The 19,832-nt window shown below is 55.6% G+C and carries 15 protein-coding genes and 1 pseudogene; 12 read left to right on the top strand and 4 right to left on the bottom strand.

The window, feature by feature from the left end:
* Positions 1-164 precede the first annotated feature (164 nt).
* The 3 genes from F1379_RS17175 to nadE all read left to right on the top strand — a co-directional run bounded on the left by F1379_RS17175 (position 165) and on the right by nadE (position 3,671).
* Positions 165-1,889 carry a two-component system sensor histidine kinase NtrB gene (locus tag F1379_RS17175; RefSeq protein ID WP_150272015.1) on the top strand — a complete coding sequence of 575 codons (1,725 nt, stop codon included), beginning with the start codon at positions 165-167 and terminating at the stop codon, positions 1,887-1,889.
* 213 nt (positions 1,890-2,102) lie between these two features.
* Complete coding sequence (locus tag F1379_RS17170; RefSeq protein ID WP_150272013.1) at positions 2,103-2,537, top strand: BrxA/BrxB family bacilliredoxin; 435 nt, start codon at positions 2,103-2,105, stop codon at positions 2,535-2,537.
* A gap of 324 nt (positions 2,538-2,861) precedes the next feature.
* Positions 2,862-3,671 (top strand): ammonia-dependent NAD(+) synthetase, encoded by an 810-nt coding sequence (gene nadE, locus F1379_RS17165; RefSeq protein ID WP_150272011.1) that lies wholly within the window; start codon positions 2,862-2,864, stop codon positions 3,669-3,671.
* Between the two features lie 426 nt (positions 3,672-4,097).
* On the opposite strand, the gene F1379_RS17160 is transcribed toward nadE, so the two are convergent.
* Positions 4,098-4,916, bottom strand: coding sequence for an alpha/beta fold hydrolase (locus tag F1379_RS17160; RefSeq protein WP_150272009.1), 819 nt, complete (start codon positions 4,914-4,916; stop codon positions 4,098-4,100).
* Between the two features lie 255 nt (positions 4,917-5,171).
* Here F1379_RS17160 and acpS point away from each other — a divergent pair, with 255 nt between their 5' ends.
* Both acpS and mutY read left to right on the top strand, forming a co-directional pair.
* The gene (acpS, locus tag F1379_RS17155) at positions 5,172-5,561 is read left to right on the top strand and encodes a holo-ACP synthase (RefSeq protein ID WP_150272007.1); all 390 of its coding nucleotides are present in this window, start codon (positions 5,172-5,174) and stop codon (positions 5,559-5,561) included.
* 1,170 nt (positions 5,562-6,731) lie between these two features.
* Complete coding sequence (gene mutY / locus F1379_RS17145) at positions 6,732-7,982, top strand: A/G-specific adenine glycosylase (RefSeq protein WP_150272249.1); 1,251 nt, start codon at positions 6,732-6,734, stop codon at positions 7,980-7,982.
* Positions 7,983-8,230: 248 nt separating this feature from the next.
* On the opposite strand, the gene F1379_RS17140 is transcribed toward mutY, so the two are convergent.
* Positions 8,231-8,839 (bottom strand): superoxide dismutase, encoded by a 609-nt coding sequence (locus F1379_RS17140; protein WP_150272005.1) that lies wholly within the window; start codon positions 8,837-8,839, stop codon positions 8,231-8,233.
* A 478-nt stretch (positions 8,840-9,317) separates the two neighbouring features.
* On the opposite strand from F1379_RS17140, the gene F1379_RS17135 reads away from it, so the two are divergent.
* From F1379_RS17135 to folE, 5 genes and pseudogenes are all read left to right on the top strand, one after another.
* A complete protein-coding gene (locus tag F1379_RS17135) occupies positions 9,318-9,737 on the top strand; it encodes a GNAT family N-acetyltransferase (protein WP_150272003.1) in 420 nt (139 codons plus the stop codon).
* Between the two features lie 234 nt (positions 9,738-9,971).
* Entirely contained in the window at positions 9,972-10,589 is a 618-nt protein-coding gene (gene lepB / locus F1379_RS17130) for a signal peptidase I (protein WP_150272001.1), read from the top strand.
* Between the two features lie 39 nt (positions 10,590-10,628).
* Positions 10,629-12,382, top strand: a pseudogene (queG, locus tag F1379_RS17125) (tRNA epoxyqueuosine(34) reductase QueG).
* 106 nt (positions 12,383-12,488) lie between these two features.
* Entirely contained in the window at positions 12,489-12,743 is a 255-nt protein-coding gene (locus tag F1379_RS17115; RefSeq protein ID WP_150271995.1) for a YneF family protein, read from the top strand.
* A gap of 47 nt (positions 12,744-12,790) precedes the next feature.
* Positions 12,791-13,384 carry a GTP cyclohydrolase I FolE gene (folE, locus tag F1379_RS17110; RefSeq protein WP_150271993.1) on the top strand — a complete coding sequence of 198 codons (594 nt, stop codon included), beginning with the start codon at positions 12,791-12,793 and terminating at the stop codon, positions 13,382-13,384.
* Positions 13,385-14,311: 927 nt separating this feature from the next.
* On the opposite strand, the gene F1379_RS17105 is transcribed toward folE, so the two are convergent.
* A complete protein-coding gene (locus F1379_RS17105) occupies positions 14,312-15,463 on the bottom strand; it encodes a Fe-Mn family superoxide dismutase (protein ID WP_150271991.1) in 1,152 nt (383 codons plus the stop codon).
* Positions 15,464-15,648: 185 nt separating this feature from the next.
* On the bottom strand, positions 15,649-16,665 hold the full coding sequence (locus F1379_RS17100) for an alpha/beta hydrolase (protein WP_150271988.1): 1,017 nt from the start codon (positions 16,663-16,665) through the stop codon (positions 15,649-15,651).
* Between the two features lie 408 nt (positions 16,666-17,073).
* Here F1379_RS17100 and F1379_RS17095 point away from each other — a divergent pair, with 408 nt between their 5' ends.
* Positions 17,074-17,817, top strand: coding sequence for an IclR family transcriptional regulator (locus F1379_RS17095; protein ID WP_150271986.1), 744 nt, complete (start codon positions 17,074-17,076; stop codon positions 17,815-17,817).
* A 209-nt stretch (positions 17,818-18,026) separates the two neighbouring features.
* On the top strand, positions 18,027-19,772 hold the full coding sequence (locus F1379_RS30540; protein ID WP_275262532.1) for a response regulator transcription factor: 1,746 nt from the start codon (positions 18,027-18,029) through the stop codon (positions 19,770-19,772).
* Positions 19,773-19,832: the final 60 nt, after the last annotated feature.

The following is a 19,832-nucleotide window of genomic DNA, read 5'->3' as shown; positions in this document are numbered from 1 at the left end:
GTCCCTATCCGCTTGCGTTATGCTGACTTTTTTCGCTATTGGCATCATACCACTCAAGGCCGCACGCAGCCAAACAAGGGGGAACCGCCAGCGGAATTTCGTTGTCAGAAAAGACTGGCTATGCTTTAATTTAAAGACAAAGGATAATTTGTCCAACTCGGGGAGTGATTTCAATTAATGAGGCGGTAAAGGATATTTTATTGCAAATATCGGCTGCGAGCTCCTTTTTTCTGCTGTTTCAGTGGTGGTTGAACCAGGAATATATTACCCGCCGAAACCGCTGCTTTCCCGATGACCAATCCTTTCTGATTATATGCTGCGCCTTGGGCGTCACCTTCTGCATGCTTCTCTCCACGACGCTGTTCGGCGTAATTTATCTGAATTTGGCGATTCTGCCGGCTTGCATCGGGGTGCTTTACGGCCATCGGCGCTCCGGGCTGAGCCTGGCGGGCTTTTTTTTATTGTGCACCTTTATGTTCTCCCAGCCACCGGGAATCGGCAATTTCGTCATTAATTCGGGTCTTCTGGCATTCCCGCTACTATTTATTCTCGCCCCGTTCTTCAAGCGAAGCCCGCTTCCGCAGAAAATCGGGATTTTTCTGATCTCGCTGTTCCCCACTATCCTGGTTGCGGTGCTCAAACCAAAAATGTGGGACGGTACGACGATTTATGACACGACCCCGGATGAGCTGACGCTGATTGCGGTATATCTGCTGCTGTCCACTGTGCTGGGCGGGCTTTACATTTTTTTTATTGAAAATGCCTGGGGTAAATTTCAGAGCAAGGAACAGATGAAGGATATTTCGGAGCAGTTCCGCTGGGAATCGCATAAGCTGCGGCAAATCACCGATGCGGCCGGGCTGAATATTATGGCTCTGGACAATCGCGGACATGTGACTGAGCTGAATGAATTTATGCTGAATCTGATCCGGAGGCATAACCCCGACTTAACGCGCGAGATTATCCTGTCGCGGTCGGTATGCGAGATATTCGACAAATCCATCGACGATCAGACCTATGAGCACTTGAAGACAATCATCCGCAACAACCAGCGCTCCAATGCCAAAGTTCACTACGACTCCCGGACCTATCAGATATACACTGCGCCTCTGCGGCATAATTCGGGCGCTCTGGCCGGAAATGTACTGATCGTACAGGATCTGACGGAAGAAGAGAAAATGCGCACAGAGCTGGACAATGTGGAACGCCTGACCCTGGTCGGGCAGATGGCTGCCGGCATTACCCATGAAATCCGTAATCCGATGGCTGTTGTCCGCGGCTTCCTGCAGCTGATGCGTGAGAAGAGCCCCTCCGATCTGGATTCCTATTACCAGATTGTGATGGACGAGCTGGACCGGGCCAACGGCATTATCAATGACTTCCTGTCGCTGGCCCAGAGCCGGATATCCGACATGGAGACGGTGCAGCTGCACTTGATTATTGAGGAGCTGGCGCCGCTGCTGTGGGCGGATGCCAATTTGAGAGGGCAGACGGTGGAGCTGAAGCTGACCGGGGATCTGCCCCCGCTGCAATTGAACGTCAGGGAGATCAAGCAGCTGGTGCTGAATCTGGCCCGCAACGGGATGGAGGCGATGGGAGCCAAGGGGGTGCTGACGCTGGAAACGCAGCGTGCCGGGAATCACATCGAGCTGGTTATCCGCGATACGGGGAGCGGAATTCCGCAGAGTCAGCTGGAGCAGCTGTTTGTCCCCTTCTTCACCACAAAATCGCATGGAACCGGCCTGGGCTTATCGCTGTGCCTGAGCATAGTGGAACGCCATGGCGGCAAAATAGCAGTCGCCACCGAAGAGGGCACGGGTACATCCTTCATCGTAAGCTTCCCCTGTGAAGAGGCGGAGGCGGATATTCTTGTGCAGACCCATGGCTGATCTTCCATGAGCAACACCTCAGGCGGTATAACGGAATGAATGCAGGCCAACGCAGGCTAAGCAGGCTACGCAGGCTACGCAGGCTACGCAGGCTAAGCAAGCTAAGCAGGCTAAGCAGGCTCATACAGGCAGTATGCACCGGCCTTCTCCCTTGCTTTCGCAGAGTATGCATGTATAATAAAGTTAGTTAAAAGGCAAAGGAGAGTGCAGGAAATGTCCATGTCATTCCATCAATATATGAGAGATTCGATTCAGCCTATGCGCGATGATCTGACCGGTATCGGGTTCAAGGAGCTGCTTACACCGGAAGAGGTGGAAGCTGCGTTGCCTGCAGCCCAGGGGACCGCGCTGGTAGTCGTCAATTCCGTATGCGGCTGTGCAGCCGGTCAATGCCGTCCAGGCGTAGCCCAGGCCCTGCAGAATGAAGTTCTGCCCGATCATCTGTTCACCGTGTTTGCGGGACAGGAGAAGGAAGCTACGGCCAAGGCCCGTGAATATTTCGCGCCATACCCGCCGTCTTCGCCGTCGATTGCGCTGATGAAGGACGGGGAGCTGGTCCATTTTATTGAACGCTCCGGCGTGGAAGACCGTTCGGCCGCCGAAATCGCCGCTGAACTGAAGGATGTATTCAACCGCTACTGCCAATAATAGAACATCGGCAGTAGGCGCAGGAAGTGAAGAATCTCGCGGGGGCCGGGCTTTCCGGCTGCCTGCGGGATTTTTTTGATTAGAAAAGCGTATAAAGGTGTACAGGGTAATTAGCCGTATATTTCCGCAGAAACGGGCGCAGTCCTTGTCAGGGCGGAACAGCCGATTCTACTTGAAAAGATAAGTAAGTATATATTCCACACTATACTGTGTCCTTATCTTTCTCTATCTCACAGCTCGGTTACCGTCCTGTTCAGGACGGCGCAACCGGTTCTACTTGAGCGGAAAGCTATAAACTTTACGTTATGAACGGAGGGTGTCAAAGTGAGTATGCAGCAGGAAATTATTATTGCCCTGGGCGTCAAGCCTGAGATTGATCCAGAAGCCGAGGTGCGCAGACGTGTGGAGTTTCTGAAGGGGTATGTGCGGGCGGCGAATACACGCGGCCTCTTGATTGCCATCAGCGGCGGTGTGGACAGCGCAGTAGCCGCCGGACTCTGCAAGCTGGCGACCGATGAGCTGACAGCGGAGGAAGGCACGGAGTTTATAACGCTGGGAGTGTACCAGCCTTATGGGGTACAGGAGGATATCGCGCACAGCTATGCGGTCGCCGAAGCTTTCGGACTGACGCACACGGTGGAGACGAACATCGAGGAAGCCGTGAATGAGATTGCACTGGAAGTGGAGCATAGCCTCAAGGCGATTGGACAATCCCGTCACATCACCTACCAGGGCAAGGGGAACGTGAAGGCGAGAACCCGCATGGTCATGCAGTATGCGCTTGCCTTTGAGAACAACCTGCTTGTGGTCGGCACAGATCATGCTTCCGAAGCCATTGCCGGATTCTATACCAAGTGGGGCGATGGCGCCGTTGATATAACGCCGATGTCTACGCTTAATAAACGCCAGGTCCGCCAATTGGCGGCATACCTTGGTGTGCCTGCTGAGGTCATCGGCAAGGCGCCGACGGCAGGGTTATGGCCCGGCCAGACGGACGAAGCCGAGCTCGGCGTCACCTATGACGACAACAGCGATTATCTGGAAGGTAAGCCGATAGCGCCGGAGGCGGCAGCCAAGCTGGAAGCCCACTACCGCAGAACGGCGCATAAGCGGAATGTGATTCCCGGCATCTAGCGCTCAGGGGCAGGGACCTGAAAGCTGAGTGGGGCATAAGGCTAGACATATGCGGTTGGGATGGCACCGTGCAGGCTGTTCGCCTGCTTTTGGAGAGTTGGATTGTGGTTGCATTTTGTGCAATAGAATGGAGCTTTTTACGGGTGAAAATATCATCTATTGCATTTCATGCAAAAGATTGCGGAATAGCCGGGAAAAGAGCCTTAACCGCTGCATCCTGTTGTGCGATCTGCAATTGATCAGAATCTGGGCCGGGTCAATAGTTAATCTGCTGAAGAAAGTGCAGTAGATGGACTGCTGTCCCGCAGCTCAATAATTAAAAACCGAAGAACCGCCGGCTATGCCTGCTGCGAGCAGGCATAGCCGGCGGTTCCTTTATGTGCTGGAAGAAAATATTCGGGTGCGGAAGATGCCCGTATGATACAATCACTCGGCAAGGACTTGAGTGATAAACTCCTGTGTGGCAGCAATGGCCTGCTCCAGCTGCGGCGTCGTTCCGGCAAAAGGGTGCACAGTGCCGAAGGTATGATTGCCGCCGGGAATCTGCACCCAGGCGATGTCAGGGCGAAGTGCGGTCAGCTGCCGGGAGCCTTCCCGCAGATGCGCGCCGTCTTCGCTTCCCTGGATCAGCACGGCCGGAAAGGCAGCCTGCTCCATGCGCGAGGGCAAGTCATACCGCCGGGCATTGCGCTCCAGATCCTGCAGCAGCACGAGGTCCAGCGGCATTTGCTGGCCGGTCCGGCTGTTCAGCACATGGCTGCGCCCGGTGCCCCGGAGCTCGCGTTTCTGTTCTTCGCTGAGAAGATCCAGGCTGGTCACTCCGTTCCAGGAGATCACACCGGCAATCTCCTCCGGATGCTCCAAGGCGTACAGCAGGGAGAGTCCGCCGCCCAGGCTGTGGCCCAGCAGGAACACAGGCAATGCGCCGAATTTGGGGTGCTGGCTGAGATAGGAGAGCAGAATCTCCAGATCCTTCAGGGACCGGCTGGCGGTATTGCGGGCGAATTTATCGAGCTCGGTGAACTGCTCGGGATCTTCGCCGATTCCCCCGTGCGAGAAATTGAAGGTAATGACCTCATGCTCCCGGCTGAGTGCACCGGCGACATAAGGGAACATTCCCCAGTCTTTGAAGCCTTTGAAGCCATGGGCGATAACGATCAGGCTCTTGGCCGGGCTTGATGCGGGGAAATGTGAGCAGCGCAGTACGGCATCTTCTCCCGCAGGCAATTGAAAGTTTCGGTTCACAGGCGGTTCGCCTCTCTTTCCTGTTCGCAAATAATAGAATTTATCAGAGTATATAGCTGAATAATTAATGACGACTATAATGAGTAGTGACGACGGTAAGGATTAATAATGACAATAAAGAATAATGCTGACTATTAATATTCAAACCTTTAAATCTTGCCTGATATATGAAGATCATACCATTATTAAAGCGGTTAAGCATAGAGAACAGATTGGAATTGTTGCCAGATTGTTCGCCCGCGGGGAGGCCGGAAAATGATTTACGGAATTGGACATGATGTGCTCGAAATTGCGCGGATCAGCAGGCTGCTCGGCAGAGATACCGGAATGAAATTTCTTCACCGGATACTGACCGGGAACGAGTATAAGCTTGCCGGCGACAGAGGCGGGAACCTCGCGGAATATGCCGCCGGGCGCTTCGCGGCCAAAGAAGCCGTGGTCAAAGCCTTGGGCTGCGGAATCGGCCGGGAGGCAGGCTTTCAGGATATTGAGATTCTGCCGGATGCCAAGGGCAAGCCGGCGGTCCTTCTCTCGGAGGCGTCCTGGGACAGGATCGGCTTGGCCAGCAGCGAATACGTGATCCATGTGACGATAACACATACCCGCGAGCTGGCTTCGGCGTTTGCCGTGGTGGAGCGCAGGTGAGGATATCATAGATCGGGGAATGGCTCCCTTAACCCCTAATCATCATTCTTTTCCGGTTCCTATCAGATGCGGAGTGCCTGAACATTAGGGGATGGCGCTTTTGGCGGGTGAAAAAAAGCTTAGGAGCCGCCTATGTCCCTGCCCATTGCCGGGGAGTCCTGCGCCGGCGTTCACCGTCTGCACGACACCCGTTGAGATGGTGCTTAATTGCACTTTGTACAACTATATTGCTCCCAAAGGCGGGTTTAAGGGGAATAGCTGCATTTCGTACAACTAAAAACGGCAATTCCTGTTCGAAGAGCACTTTTCGCTGATTATAATTGCAGAAAATGCAGCTATTCGCTGCAACTGACTATTTTTGATAGAAATAATTGTATGGAATGCAGTTATTCTTATGAGAGTATGTTTGCGGTGATATAAAAGGTAGCTCCGGCATGATTATTACTGTCAGTGCTAAAGTGCAGGGGCATAGCAGTGACGATTAAGCAGAAATGTCAGAAGATTAGAGGGTAACTGACACTGTAAAGACTAATTAGTGCAGTTACTGCTCTCAGAATATATCGTTTCAGTCAGATGAGGCATCTTCTATTTAAGAGTGAAGCAGCAAGGAGGCTAAGTATGAGCAGGCAAAGACAGCAGGAGCAGGAGCAGGTACTGAGGGGACAAGCAGTAACAGAGAGAACCGCTGCTGATGCAGATGCCGGTACAGAGGCTAACGCACAAGCAGGTACAGTGGCCAAGGCAGGAGCGGGGACAGAGACTAACGCAGGAGCAGGTACAGAGGCTAAGGCAGAAGCGGGTACAGAGGCTAACGCAGGAGCAGGTACAGAGGCTAACGCACAAGCAGGTACAGTGGCCAAGGCAGGAGCGGGTACAGAGGGTAATGCAGGAGCAGGTACAGAGGCTAACGCAGGAGCGGGGACAGAGACTAACGCAGGAGCAGGTACAGAGGCTAAGGCAGAAGCGGGTACAGAGGCTAACGCAGGAGCAGGTACAGAGGCTAACGCACAAGCAGGTACAGTGGCCAAGGCAGGAGCGGGTACAGAGGGTAATGCAGGAGCAGGTACAGAGGCTAACGCAGGAGCAGGTACAGAGGCTAAGGCAGAAGCGGGGACAGAGGCTAACGCAGGAGCACGGACAGCGGCAAAAGCAAAGCAACAGATACAAGCACTGCCTGACCCGAAGGCGGAGCCGGAAACAGCGCAGAATCAGGAGGCCAAGTCGTTCTTCAGCCGTCATCTGCTGGAGTGGTACCATGGGCAAAAGCGCGATTTGCCCTGGCGGCGCCACCGCAATCCGTATTATATCTGGGTCTCGGAAATTATGCTCCAGCAGACGAGAGTGGATACGGTGATTCCTTATTTTGAACGGTTTATTACGCAGTTCCCTACCGTTGAGGCACTGGCCGACGCACCGGAGGAAGAGGTGCTGAAGTGCTGGGAGGGTCTCGGCTATTACTCGCGTGCGCGGAACCTTCAGCAGGCAGCGCGGCAGGTCAAAGAGGAATACGGCGGCCAAGTCCCGAATGACCGGGATGCCGTATTCGGGTTGAAGGGTGTCGGCCCGTACACAGCCGGGGCGATTCTTAGTATCGCCTTCAACCGCCCGGAGCCGGCGGTCGACGGCAATGTCATGCGGGTGCTGTCCCGTTACTTCCTGATTGAGGACGACATTGCCAAGGGACCCACCCGCGTCAAGATGGAGCGCCTGGCGGCGGAGCTGATCCCCGAAGGGGAGGCTTCGCACTTCAACCAGGCGCTGATGGAGCTGGGCGCGCTCATCTGCACGCCGAAATCACCGCGCTGCCTTATCTGCCCGGTGATGGAGCACTGCGAGGCGCGCCTGGCGGGCTGCGAGACTTCGCTGCCCGTCAAGACCAAGGCCAAGCCGCCGCGCCCGGAGGAGCGGCTGGCGGCCCTGATTGAAGGCCGCGGCGCACACGCGGGCCGGGTGCTCATCCGGCAGCGGCCGGCGAGCGGGCTGTTAGCCCGCATGTGGGAGCTGCCGCACTGGCCGGCGCCGCCTGCGGAGCGCGGCGCCCAGGAGGCGCTGCCGCAGGCGGCGGCAGCGCAGGACCGGCTGCGCCGGTCACTGCGGCAGGCCGGGATTCTCGCCCGGCCGGAAGCGCACTGGAAGGTGGCGGAGCACACCTTCAGCCACATCGTCTGGACCCTGCAGGTGTATCTCTGCAGGGAAGACGCACCGGCGCTGCCGCAGGCGGCCGAAGCGCCGGCAGCTTACGCGCCGGCGGTGCCTGCCGCCCAGCGCTTCGAGGATGGAGGCGCCGCGCCGGAGGATGGCGGTGCCGTGCGCTGGATTACCCGCCGCGAGATGGCGGATTATGCATTCCCCAATGTATTTCTCAAGCTGTTGAATCAATACTTTGATGAACTGGAAGCGCGGGAAGCGGGAGCCGAGTAAAGCCGGCCCGTGATGGAAGACCCTGGACGGCCCGGGTCCGGGCAGGCTGCTGAACAATGGACAACAGCAGCTTCACCTGGCCCGGATCGGAATAGGCTGGAGCCGCCGGTTATTTGAGCACAACCCGGCTGTTCGGGCATAATGGTGCTGAAATTCCCCGCAACAAAACGGCTGTGCCCTCCCTTACGGAGTGCACAGCCGTTTTTGCTTTACTATAACCGTTCGCGGCGTTAAAGCTGCTAACGGAATTATTTTGCGTTGTCGTAGCGTTTGCCGACTTCTTCCCAGTTCACAACGTTCCAGAAAGCTTCGATATAAGCTGGACGTTTGTTCTGGTAGTTCAAGTAGTAAGCATGCTCCCATACGTCCAGGCCGAGGAGCGGAGTTGCGCCTTCGCTGATCGGGCTGTCCTGGTTCGGAGTGCTGGTGATCGCGAGCTTGCCGTCTTTGATTACGAGCCAAGCCCAGCCGCTGCCGAAGCGGGTGGTTGCTGCAGCTGCGAAATCTGCTTTGAATTTATCAAAACCGCCCAGTTCGCTGTCGATGGCCGCTGCCAGTGCGCCTGTTGGTGCGCCGCCGCCGTTCGGTCCGATAACTTCCCAGAACAGCGTATGGTTCGCATGTCCGCCGCCATTGTTGCGTACTGCGGTACGGATGGCTTCCGGTACGGCATTCAGGTCGCTAAGGAGTTCTTCGATGCTCTTGTCCTGCAGCTCGGGTGCCTTTTCCAGTGCGGCGTTCAGGTTCGTCACATAAGTGTTGTGGTGTCTGTCATGGTGAATTTCCATCGTCAGTGCGTCGATGTGCGGTTCAAGTGCGTTGTTTGGATACGGAAGTGCCGGTAATTGAAATGCCATGGAAAAATCCCTCCTGAGTTTATTGGAATTTGTATAGATAAAGAATTTTGGCCGCAGGGGCATTCAAAATCCCTTATTGCCGAGATGGCCTACCTAAATATGTACCCGATAAGCTACTCTTATTAAACCGTATCTGGAACAATAATGCAACACTAAACAAACATAAGTGTTTGTAAAGTTACCATCCACTGAAGCTTACGGAGAGTGTTAAACCCGTGTAAAATTGTAATATGCCAAAAATACGGTTTGCCTATCCCTCTATTTTTTACTTAAACAAGAAATTCTGCAAACATATTCATTGAAAACGCTTCATATAAAGCGCTTTCTAAAGAAAAATGGTGATAACGCGAGAAAAGTGTGCTTTAATAGAGATAAAAGCGGGTATTCCTCGGTTTTTTATTCTTTTTTCCTCATTTAACTGTTACGGGAACTCCTTCTTTTTGTAAAATCCAAGCCATAGAAAAGGGAGATTTAAAGAATGCACGTTCGTTCCTTTCAATTAAGCGACGTTACTCCTGTAACTGAACTGCTGCAGACCGCCTTGTCCGAAGAATGTTTCGAGAGCACAATGGAGCCTTTCTCCCGGCAGCTGTCATGGGATTCCGATCTCATCGTGGTCGCTGAGGAAGATGAAGAGATTGTCGGAGCGCTGATTGGTACGATCGAGAAGAATCATGGCTGTTATTTCCGGATTGCCATCCATCCCGATTATCGCCGCAGAGGAATCGGCCGTAGTCTGGTAAGTGCGATGGAGAGCAGATTTCAGGCGCGCAAGGTCAGCGGTATTTATGTAGCGGTTGACGAGCATAATTCTTTCGCTTTGCCGCTGTACGAAGCTATGGGCTACGACGAGAACCATATTTTCAAATCGGTACGTAAGCTCAGCATCGTCGGTTAAACACAGCTTGATTCGTACTGACGAAAGCGGAAACATCTGCTAATCCGTACGCGGTGAATGCAGGGTGCTACGCACGTTTTGTTTTAATCCAGAATAGAGAACGATAGCGACCCCAAGGGTCAGATCCATTATACTAAGCATATCTCTCCGTTGTCCGTTGCAAATGGCCGGGAGATATGCTTTTCTATTGTTAGGACGATTATACAAGTCCAAGTGAAGCCGAGAAGGTGGCCTATGAACAGCGGGTATGAAGGAGATTTCATGCGCAGCCGCAAACAGCGATACCGCTCCCGCACGCACGGGGGCACCCGGAGGGGACGCAGAAGAAGCTGGCTTGTGGAACTGCGGGATTTCGGAATAACGGCTGTACTCGTATTTGCGCTGATGTCGCTGCTTAATATATATGTATTTAATATTTCCACCGTGGTGGGCCAGTCTATGCAGCCTACGCTGCTGGAGGGCGAGAAGCTGCTGATCAGCAAAATCTCCCTGCAATTCACCGGCCCCCACCGCGGCGATGTAGTCGTGCTGCATGATCCCAGTACCGGTCTAGACCGCAAGGAGTATCTCGTCAAGCGGGTGGTCGGTATACCCGGCGATATTGTGGCCGTTAAGGACCATAAGCTGTATGTTAACGGCACCCTGGTTCCGGAGCCCTACATTGATACGGAAATTGAAGATGCGGATTTCGCGGAAGTGACTGTGAGCGCAGGAGAATATTTTGTGATGGGCGATAACCGTCACGCCGGGGCCAGCAAGGACAGCCGGTATTTCGGTTCCGTCCCGAAGGTGAGCATTGTCGGCAAGGCGCTGTTCATCTGGTGGCCGTTCTCGAAGCTGCATGGGCTATAGGCGTCTGCAAGACAGTTTTAATAGCAAGGAGAGGCGGAAATGAACCTTACAACGCAGTCATTCTATGCTCCCCCGCCTTCCAAGTGGGATGGGCTGAAGGCTGAAATCAAGGCTGCCGCAGGCGAGCTCGGTATCGACGATATCGGGTTCGCCACTGCGGAGCCGTTTTTATATTTAAAAAGCTTGCTGCAGGATCACCGCGACAAAGGCTATGACTCCGGCTTTGAGGAGCCGGATTTGGACAAGCGGACGATTCCTGCGCTGCAAGGCGGTGAAGCGCGCTCGATTATTGCCGTCGCGGTAGCGTATCCCTCCAAGATGGAGGACCCGCCTAAGTCGGGGCCCGGGGAACGACGAGGCATTCTCGCCCGCGCCTCCTGGGGCCGGGATTATCATCAGGTGCTGCGGGAGGCGCTGGAGAAGCTGGAACGCTTCATCCGCGAGCGTGTGCCGGAGGCTATGCTGGAGAGCATGGTCGACACGGGCGTGCTGGTGGACCGGGCCGTTGCCGAACGGGCGGGCATCGGCTTCAGCGGCAAGAACTGCGCGATCATTTCGCCGGAGTGGGGCTCATGGATCTATCTGGGCGAGATGGTGACGAACATTCCCTTTTCGCCGGATCTTCCGGTTGAGGAGGGCTGCGGAGAATGCACCAAGTGCATCGACGCTTGTCCTACCGGAGCCCTGGTCGGCCCGGGCCAGCTTAATGCCCAGGCATGTATCTCTTATCTCACCCAGACCAAGGGCTTCCTGAGTGAGGAGTACATGACCAAGATCGGCAACCGGCTGTACGGCTGCGATACCTGCCAGATCGTCTGCCCGCATAACCGGGGCAAGAACTGGAATCACCGTCCGGAGCTGCTGCCCGATCCGGAGGTGGTCAAGCCGCTGCTTCTGCCGATTCTGGACCTCAGTAACCGTGAGTTCAAGGAGAAATTCGGCAACAGCTCGGCGGCCTGGCGCGGCAAAAAACCGATCCAGCGCAATGCCGTCATCGCGCTGGGTAACTTCCGCGATCCCGTCGCCGTACCGAAGCTGACGGAGATTCTGCTGCGCGATCCGCGGCCGGAGATGCGCGGCACCGCCGCCTGGGCGCTTGGCCGCATCGGCGGCAGCGAGGCGCTGGCGGCTCTGCGGCAGGCTGCGGAGCGGGAAGAGGACGGAGAGGCCCTCAAGCTGCTGCACAGTGCGCTGAAGAAGCTGGAGGGGCCGGAGCAGCCGGACGGGCGGGAGGAGAAGGTTCGGAAATGAACAATTCAGGCGTGCAAGAAATCTACTATAGTGAAATGAAGCATACTCCGATCGGCCCGCTGACGCTGTTCGCAACCGGGACGGGACTGTGCCAGGTCGAGTTCGGCGATGCGGCCACTAGCTGTAACAGGCTGGAAAGATGGTTCGCAGACCATTTCGGCGGCGCGGCGCTGCGGGAGAGCGAGCTTCAGCTGGATGAATTCCGGCGGCAGCTGGAGGCTTATTTTGCCGGCGAGCTGGTGGAGTTCAGCCTTCCGCTGGATATGCGCGGCACAGACTTTCAGCTGCGGGTATGGGAGGCGCTGCTGGATATTCCTTATGGAGACACGGTCTCCTATAAGGATATCGCTGTCCGGATCGGCAACCCCAAGGCAGTGCGCGCGGTAGGCGGTGCCAATAACCGCAATCCGGTACCGGTTATCGTTCCGTGCCACCGTGTGATCGGCGCCGGAGGCCAGATGGTCGGCTACGGCGGAGGGCTTGGTATCAAGGAGACTTTGCTGCAGCTGGAAGCGGTCCGGGGCGGCGCTCTGCTGTTCTGAAACGTACAGAATTGCCAATTGCTGTCCAGTTAATGAAATGCTATGATAGATTCGCGCGCCTGCTTGCGGAGCGCCGCATATAAACGAGCACAGAGGTGGATTACACATGGATATTGCATTGCCTATAATAACGCTTGTTGTAGGTCTGATCGGCGGATTTCTGATTGGGGTATGGTATCTGCGCAGACAAATGACATCGATGCAGAATGATCCGGAAATGCTTCAGAAGGTTGCTAAGCAGATGGGCTATAATCTGAACGGAAAGCAGATGCAGCGCGCCCAGCAGATGATGAAGAATGGCAATATGGGCGGCGGGCGTCCGCCTGCGGCCAAGGGCGGCAAACAACGCAAGACTAAATAGAGAGCCCGCTCCAGACAGAGCAGGAGGGCCCGCAAGGGGGAGGTTTCATGGGGGGCACTAAGGATTACAGGAACGGTAAGGTTGCGTCGAACCGTGAGCAGATTGAGTATCATGTTGAGAAGATACTGGCGTTAATCGGTGAGGATACCAGCCGCGAAGGATTACTGGAGACGCCGGCTCGGGTTACACGGATGTACGAAGAGATTTTTGGCGGTTACTCCATAGATCCCCGTGAGGCGCTCGGCGTTACCTTTGACGAGTCTCATGAAGAGCTGGTTATTGTAAAAGATATTGTTTATTACAGCCAATGCGAGCATCACATGGCGCCGTTCTTCGGCAAGGTGCACATCGGCTATGTGCCGAGCGGACGGATCGCCGGGCTGAGCAAGCTGGCGCGGCTCGTGGAAGCGGTCAGCCGGCGGCTGCAGGTGCAGGAGCGCATCACGGCGCAGATCGCGGACATTATGACCGAGGTGCTGAACCCGCACGGGGTCATGGTCGTTGTCGAAGGCGAGCATCTGTGCATGTGCGCGCGCGGGGTCAAGAAGCCCGGCAGCAAGACGGTTACTATGGCAGCCAGAGGCACCTTCCGCGAAGACGCTGCGGCGCGCGCGGAGTTTCTGGCTTTGATCAAGGAATAGGCGCCGCGGCGTACCCCGCCGCCAAGGCCGGCATTATAAGCAAGAGCCCTTCTTCACCAGTGATGAAGGGCTCTTTGCCTGTTTGCAGAGCGCGGCACATGCCGTGACGGGGGGCGCGCTGATTGCTTGCGGAGCGCGGTACATAGTGTGACGATGGGCGCGCTGATTGCTTGCAGAGTACGGTACATAGTGTGACGATGGGCTCTTTGTTTGCTTGCAGAGTACGGTACATAGTGTGACGGTGGTTTGGTTATAGCGCACGACATAGTTTTGCTTATCAATGCGCTTCACTCTAATTGGGGCAATCTGGCTTTGCCGGGCGTCATTCCTTCGCTGACAAGGGAGCTAGTTTGATTTCCGCCACTTAATTTAGCTGTTTTGTGCGTTTTTGGAGGTTTAGTTGGATATTCGCTACTTAATCCGAGCCTCTGGCTGCCTGTTGGGCGAAAACGGGTAAATTAGTTGGCTGATATCCACTTAGTTACTCTCATCAGGCAGTTTGCAGTGAAATTAGATGGCGAAAATCCAACTAGCGGCTCACATAAAGTACTTGAACTTGTACCTCAGCCGATCATCCCTTGTGGGGAGAGGGATGATCCAGCTCTCGAGCCCTCCCCCAAGAGCCAGACTCCGCCGCTTAGTGATCATCCCTTGTGAGGGGGGGATGATCCAGTTTCACGGCTCCCCGCCAAGAGCCAGGCTCCGCCGCTTAGTGATCATCCCCGTGAGGAGAGGGATGATCCAGCTTCACGGCTCCCCCAAGAGCCAGACTCCGCCGCTTAGCGATCATCCGCCCATCACCTGGCGTGGTGCGGCTGGTGATGGGGCATTGTCGCCCTTTGTTCTCATTCCCGCAAAGCAGCAGACTCTACCATCTAGCCGAGCATCATTTTACGGGGAGGGAATGAACCGGTTAGCGGCGATTCTTCAGTAGGGCTGCCAGACGAGCTTGCGCGCGGCAGCGTACCGCTCCGCAACATAAGGCCAGTTGACGACCTTCCACCAGTCCTTGATGTAGTCGGCCCGGTTGTTCTGATGCTTCAGATAGTAGGCATGCTCCCAGACATCGAGCGCCAGTAGCGGTACGACATCCCATTGCGACAGGTTCTGATGCTTCTCGGCGGTCAGTATTTCCAGCCGGCGGCTGCGCGGGCTCCAGACCAGGATGGCCCAGCCGCCGCCTTCGACCTTGTTCGCCGCTTCGCTGAACTGTGCCTTGAAGGCATCGTAGCTGCCGAAGCTGCGCTCTATGGCGTCCAGCAGCGCGCCGGTAGGCCGGCCTCCGCCCTGCGGCGACATTTCGTTCCAGAAGATGGTGTGCAGGTAATGGCCTGCTCCGTTAAACGCCAGCTCGCGCTCCCAGTGCTTCACCAGCTCAAAGTCGCCGCTCTTGCGCGCTTCGGCCAGCTTCACCTCGGCCTTGTTCAGTCCGTCTACATAGCTTTGATGATGCTTGTCGTGGTGAATGATCATGGTCTTCTCGTCAATGTACGGTTCGAGCGCATTGTAAGGATAAGGCAGCGGCGGCAGGGTATGCCCGCCTATGGGAACCACGCCTTGATCGCGGCCGTCGGAGAGAGGGGTTGCCGGAGGCGCATCCGCAAGGCCTTCAGCCGGAGGATGCAGCGCTCCAACGGCTTCTGTGGAACGGTTAACCCCTCCGGGGTCCAGAATCTTCAAATGCTCAATGTAATGCTCGGACTCGCGAATCATATGCAGCAGCAGAACGCCCGCCAGCGGGCTGGCGTTTACGGCGGCGCTGGCTTCTTTCAGCGCTGTCAGCTGCCGGATGAATTCCCGCGACTGGGCCTCTGCTGTCCGGAGGAGATGCTCCGCTCCTGACTGCAGCCCCGGATGTCCGGAGGTCTGCTGCGTCTGCGCCGCCCCGAGCAGCAGCCGGGCCGCCTGCTCGGTTGCGCCCAGCACGGCGGCCCATTCATCCAGCAATTTGACATAGGGAGCTTCAAGCTGCGGTACAACCGCCTTGATGACCTCTGTATGCTCTTTCTCCTGGTGCTTCCAGAATACCGTCTCTTCCAGCGCCCGCACCGGCAGTGCAGGACCGTTAACGTATGCCATTACATGCATAGCCTCCTGTCATAATCGCTTAATGGTTGATTATATGTGCACAAGAAGCGGCTTATGAAATGTAAGGGCCCACAGAAATTAGGCCTGACCAGGAAGGACATGGCAATAGCCCGGCGATTCCCCATTGGGGGTTCACCGGGCTATTGGGAGGGCGGAATTGTTGTGCCCCGGCAAGACTATTCGCTCTTTTGCTCCGCAGCCGCCTGCACATTACCGAGGAAGGCGGAGACACGCCGCAAATACTCGCGCGGATGCTCGCGGAAGATCAGCTCATGATGGCTGTCCTTCACAATCCAGGAATCAGAATACGGATTGCTCTGGTTTGCTGCCAGCTCCTCGGCAATCGGATAAGGGGCTTTGTCATCCTGCGTGCCGTGCATGAACAGGACCGGGAACGGATAGTCCATCGCTTTTACCTTGGCGTAAGGAATCTGATCCAGCCCGGTGCCGTTCAGCACCGGAAACAGAAGCTCCATAATCTCCAGGGAGGGATGACGGGGCAGGTTAATATTTTGCCGGATATTATGATACAGTGTGTCGGGCTCCAGCAGAAAGGTGCTGTCGAGAATCATGGCATCCACATCCTTGGTCACAAGACCGGCCTGAAGCGCGGTGCCTGCACCCATCGAGAAGCCCCAAACGACGATTTCCTTCGCTCCGCGTTCTTTGGCGAGCTTGATGGCGCCGAGAAGCTGCTGGGATTCTTTTTTGCCCCCGGTTGCTACATCTTTATTGGTCTGGGCCGCAAAGCTGTAGTCGAACATCACCACATTGTAATTGAGGGTATGCGCATAATGGGCGAGATCATACATCGGTACCCAGGTCTCTTCGCGGTTGGCGCCGTAGCCGTGGCTGAACACGATCGTTTTGCTTGAGCCTGCGGCGGGAATATACCAGCCCTGCATGGTACGGCTGCCATCCAGCGCCGGAAAGGCGACCTCCTCATATTCAAGGCCCTTGGCCAGATAGGGAGTGGAGTACAGCGGGGCCACTGTCGGATTGGACAGCACCCAGGCGATATAGGCATGCAGTGCGAGAAAGCAGAAGGCAAAAAAGAAAAAGACCGACAGCAGCAGGGATAGAGCGATATGTTTAAAGCGGATCATCCGCAGGGAGAGCAGCGGTGCGCCGGGACTTTGCTCCTCAGAGTTTGGTGAGACCGGCGCGCCGGTTCGGGTTGTAGCCAAATCCATAAGGTCCACTCCTCAAAGTTTTGTGAGCATCGGCGTCCTGGTTGACTTCGTACAAAACTTGCATCGGAAGCATAAGCTTAGTTTTGTGAGCATCGGCGTCCTGGTTGACATCGTACAAAACTTGCATCGGAAGCATAGGCTTGGTTTTGTGAGCATCGGCGTCCTGATTGACTTCGTACAAAACTCTGACATAAGCAAGTAAATAGTTTATATATTTAATCGTAGGGTGAGACCAAGGCAAAGTCAACGGATTCGCCGCTTTTGTAATCGAACTGTAAAATGCGTTCCAGCCATTTCCGTTTCCTTGAACAGACTGGACTTTTCTCGGAGTTTTGCTCTAAGATAGAGTTGTAAATATTGTAACCGAGTTTCATATAATGAAACAGGAAACGGTAAGGGGAGATAGCTATGGAAGACCGTAAACTGACTGTACGCGCCGTAGAGCGTGCGCTTGATATATTGCTCTGCTTCACACAGGCAAGCGATTTAAGCCTGACCGAGATTGCCGCCAGAATCAATTTACATAAAAGCACAGTGCACCGTTTGCTGACGACACTCGAGGAAAAAGGCTTTCTGCAGCGCAATGAGGCTACCGATAAATACCAGCTTGGGATCCGGATATGGGAACTGACGACCCATCTTCCGTCACTGGACGAACCGGCAGCCCTGCTGCTGCCGGCGATGGAACGGCTGCGCGACCGGCTGGGCGAGACGGTGAGCCTGTATCTGCGCGATGATCTGGAGCGTGTGCGCATCCAGGCGGTGCAGAGCCATCAGGCCATCCGCCGGGTGGCGCAGATCGGCGCCCGCCTGCCGCTGTCTGTAGGCGCGTCCAGCAAGGTGCTGGCCGCCTATGCACCGACGGATGTGCAGCTCCGCCTGCTGGCTGATCCGGAATGGCCGGAGGCGGTGGACCGCAGCTCCTATATGGAGCAGCTTAAGGAAATTACCCGGCGGGGTTATGCCACAAGCTTTGAGGAGCGGGAGCCGGGAGCGGCAGCGGTGGCGGTGCCGATCGTTGGCCGCAGCGGCAATGTGGTGGCGGCGCTTTCACTTTCGGGCCCCGTTAGCAGGCTGTCCCGCGAGACGCTGGAGGAGTACGCGCTTGTTTTGCAGGAAAATGCAGCAGAAATGGGATTAATGATGCGATGAATCCGGGACATTGCTGTTATTTTGTCGAAACAATGGGGTAATTATGGATAAAGATGGCACTATTATTCATAGGAAACCAGTTTTTCTGTCTATTTGAATCCACAGGGGAAATGCATTATTATTCAATTTATACTTTGGAATGATTTTCTACTGCCAGTCTTACCTATTAATAGAGATGAACAGCGGTTATTCCGGGCAGAGGTGATGTTATGAAAGCTGTGCTGCCAGATGCATTGAGGAGAGAAGTTGAGCAGCTTCAGGACGCATTCGGTGCTGTCATGGACCAGGCGATTATGCTCACAGATCAGGACGGGAACCGGATTACACAGCCAGCACTCCCCTCCAGACTGTATAAGATCATTATTGAAATGCACGGTATTGTCAGCCCATTCGATCCAGCGTTACTCCGGATGGGCTCCTTATCGTTCCAAACGGTCACCCGGGAATGGATTCCCGGCCTCAAGTACATGGTCACCGAGCTCTCGGCGGACGATGGACGGAGGTACCAGCTCTGGTGCGGTTTGTTTATGGAAGCGGGCGCCAGGCCACAGGCCCTTGAGGCTTTGGCGGACAAGTTCCGGAGTCATCCAGATTATGCCCTGATGAGCTCCGAGCTGGCAGGGATGAAGGAGCTTGAACCCAAGGATATGACGGAGCTGCGCGATAAAACAGCTGTGCTGGCAAGAATTATCGGCAGGCTGCTGCCCGGCAATCCGGCTACGGGCGAGGGGAGAATCCGCAGGGAGGAAGAGTGCAGACAGGGTCTGCGCGCGCTGGGGGAGGCGGCGAGGCTGCTTCCGCTGGCGTCGACGGCACAGCGTCTGGGCGGTCTGCTGCTGGACCTGGTCGTAGGGCTCCCATGCCGCGAGACTTCGGCTCTGGTCTATTTGGCCGGCCAACCGCCTGCGGACCGGTATTACTCCCGGGGGTGGGCCCCAGGCCTGCAGCAGCTGTACACCAGCGATCTCGAAGCACGCTATTCACCGGAGGCGTTTCTGTCCTCGGCGATTCTAAACAGGGCGTCGGGAAGCCTGCTGCTGGAATGCCCTCTGATTGCCGAAGGGGTATTTAAAGGCGTGCTGGTCGTTGGCTTCAGGCAGCCGGAGGAAGCGGAGGAATGGCGGACCTGTCTGGAGGCTCTTGCCGCAATGGCCGGCCCGGTATTGCTGCTCCTGGAGAAGAAGCAGGAATATAACCGGCAGTCGGCGGCGATTCTGACCGTGCTGCAGGAATGTCTGCGCAGCGTGAACGCCGAGCTGCAGCAGGTGGCACTGGATGCTTCCGGCCTGGCTTTTGATTTTGCGCGCTATCTGGGGTACTCGGGTGAGCAGGCGGGAATACTCAGACAGGCTGCTTTGCTGGCTCCTTACCGGACCAGCTATCTGGACACACTGGGATTCTATAAGGATGAGAGCGCATTGCTTAAGCAGATCGACCGTCTCTGCGCCAATGACGGGTCGGATGCCAAACCGGCTTTGTCACATCAGGCACAAGCGTTGGCGCTTGTACTGGCGCATATCGGAGGGAACGCGGATCAGGAGATATTTATTCGGGGATTACGGGGCTATCTGGTTGAGGTCTCCAGGTTCTGTCTGGATGCGGACGCCGTAGACGGGATCGGTGCGGAGCCGCGAGCGGCTTTCGGTGCATTGGTGCAGCAGAGGGCAGAGAGCCAGCCGGAACGCAGAGCGAACACCACGGCCGGGCTGATCGGCAGTGCTGCGCTGAAATCACCGAAGGAGGAATGGGGAATTTCTCCCCGTGAGGAAGAAGTGCTGGAGCTGATTGTTCAGGGCAAAACGAACAAAGAAATTGCCGGCGCCCTGTTCATCAGTGAGCACACGGTCAAGAATCATCTGAGCCGTATCTTTACCAAAATGAATGTGACGGACCGCTCCCAGATTATTGCCCTTGTCTATAAACGAATCCTGAATTCGGAGCGGATCAAAGTGTAATTCTACTCCTGCAGCTTTAGTAAAATACAACAGCCCCGGTCACCTCCTCCAGAGGAGTAA

It is taken from the genome of Paenibacillus tepidiphilus, from assembly GCF_008635795.1.
Taxonomy (GTDB): Bacteria; Bacillota; Bacilli; order Paenibacillales; family Paenibacillaceae; genus Paenibacillus_AQ; species Paenibacillus_AQ tepidiphilus.
This window is presented reverse-complemented; position numbering and strand designations above follow the sequence as displayed.

What these genes read in the sequence shown, in the direction of transcription:
- F1379_RS17100 (WP_150271988.1), bottom strand. Translation starts at nt 16,665, where the DNA reads ATGGATTTGGCTACAACCCGAACCGGCGCGCCGGTCTCACCAAACTCT.
- lepB (WP_150272001.1), top strand. Translation starts at nt 9,972, where the DNA reads ATGAACAGCGGGTATGAAGGAGATTTCATGCGCAGCCGCAAACAGCGA.
- F1379_RS17105 (WP_150271991.1), bottom strand. Translation starts at nt 15,463, where the DNA reads ATGGCATACGTTAACGGTCCTGCACTGCCGGTGCGGGCGCTGGAAGAG.
- F1379_RS17095 (WP_150271986.1), top strand. Translation starts at nt 17,074, where the DNA reads ATGGAAGACCGTAAACTGACTGTACGCGCCGTAGAGCGTGCGCTTGAT.
- acpS (WP_150272007.1), top strand. Translation starts at nt 5,172, where the DNA reads ATGATTTACGGAATTGGACATGATGTGCTCGAAATTGCGCGGATCAGC.
- F1379_RS17170 (WP_150272013.1), top strand. Translation starts at nt 2,103, where the DNA reads ATGTCCATGTCATTCCATCAATATATGAGAGATTCGATTCAGCCTATG.
- folE (WP_150271993.1), top strand. Translation starts at nt 12,791, where the DNA reads ATGGGGGGCACTAAGGATTACAGGAACGGTAAGGTTGCGTCGAACCGT.
- F1379_RS17115 (WP_150271995.1), top strand. Translation starts at nt 12,489, where the DNA reads ATGGATATTGCATTGCCTATAATAACGCTTGTTGTAGGTCTGATCGGC.
- F1379_RS17135 (WP_150272003.1), top strand. Translation starts at nt 9,318, where the DNA reads ATGCACGTTCGTTCCTTTCAATTAAGCGACGTTACTCCTGTAACTGAA.
- F1379_RS30540 (WP_275262532.1), top strand. Translation starts at nt 18,027, where the DNA reads ATGAAAGCTGTGCTGCCAGATGCATTGAGGAGAGAAGTTGAGCAGCTT.
- F1379_RS17140 (WP_150272005.1), bottom strand. Translation starts at nt 8,839, where the DNA reads ATGGCATTTCAATTACCGGCACTTCCGTATCCAAACAACGCACTTGAA.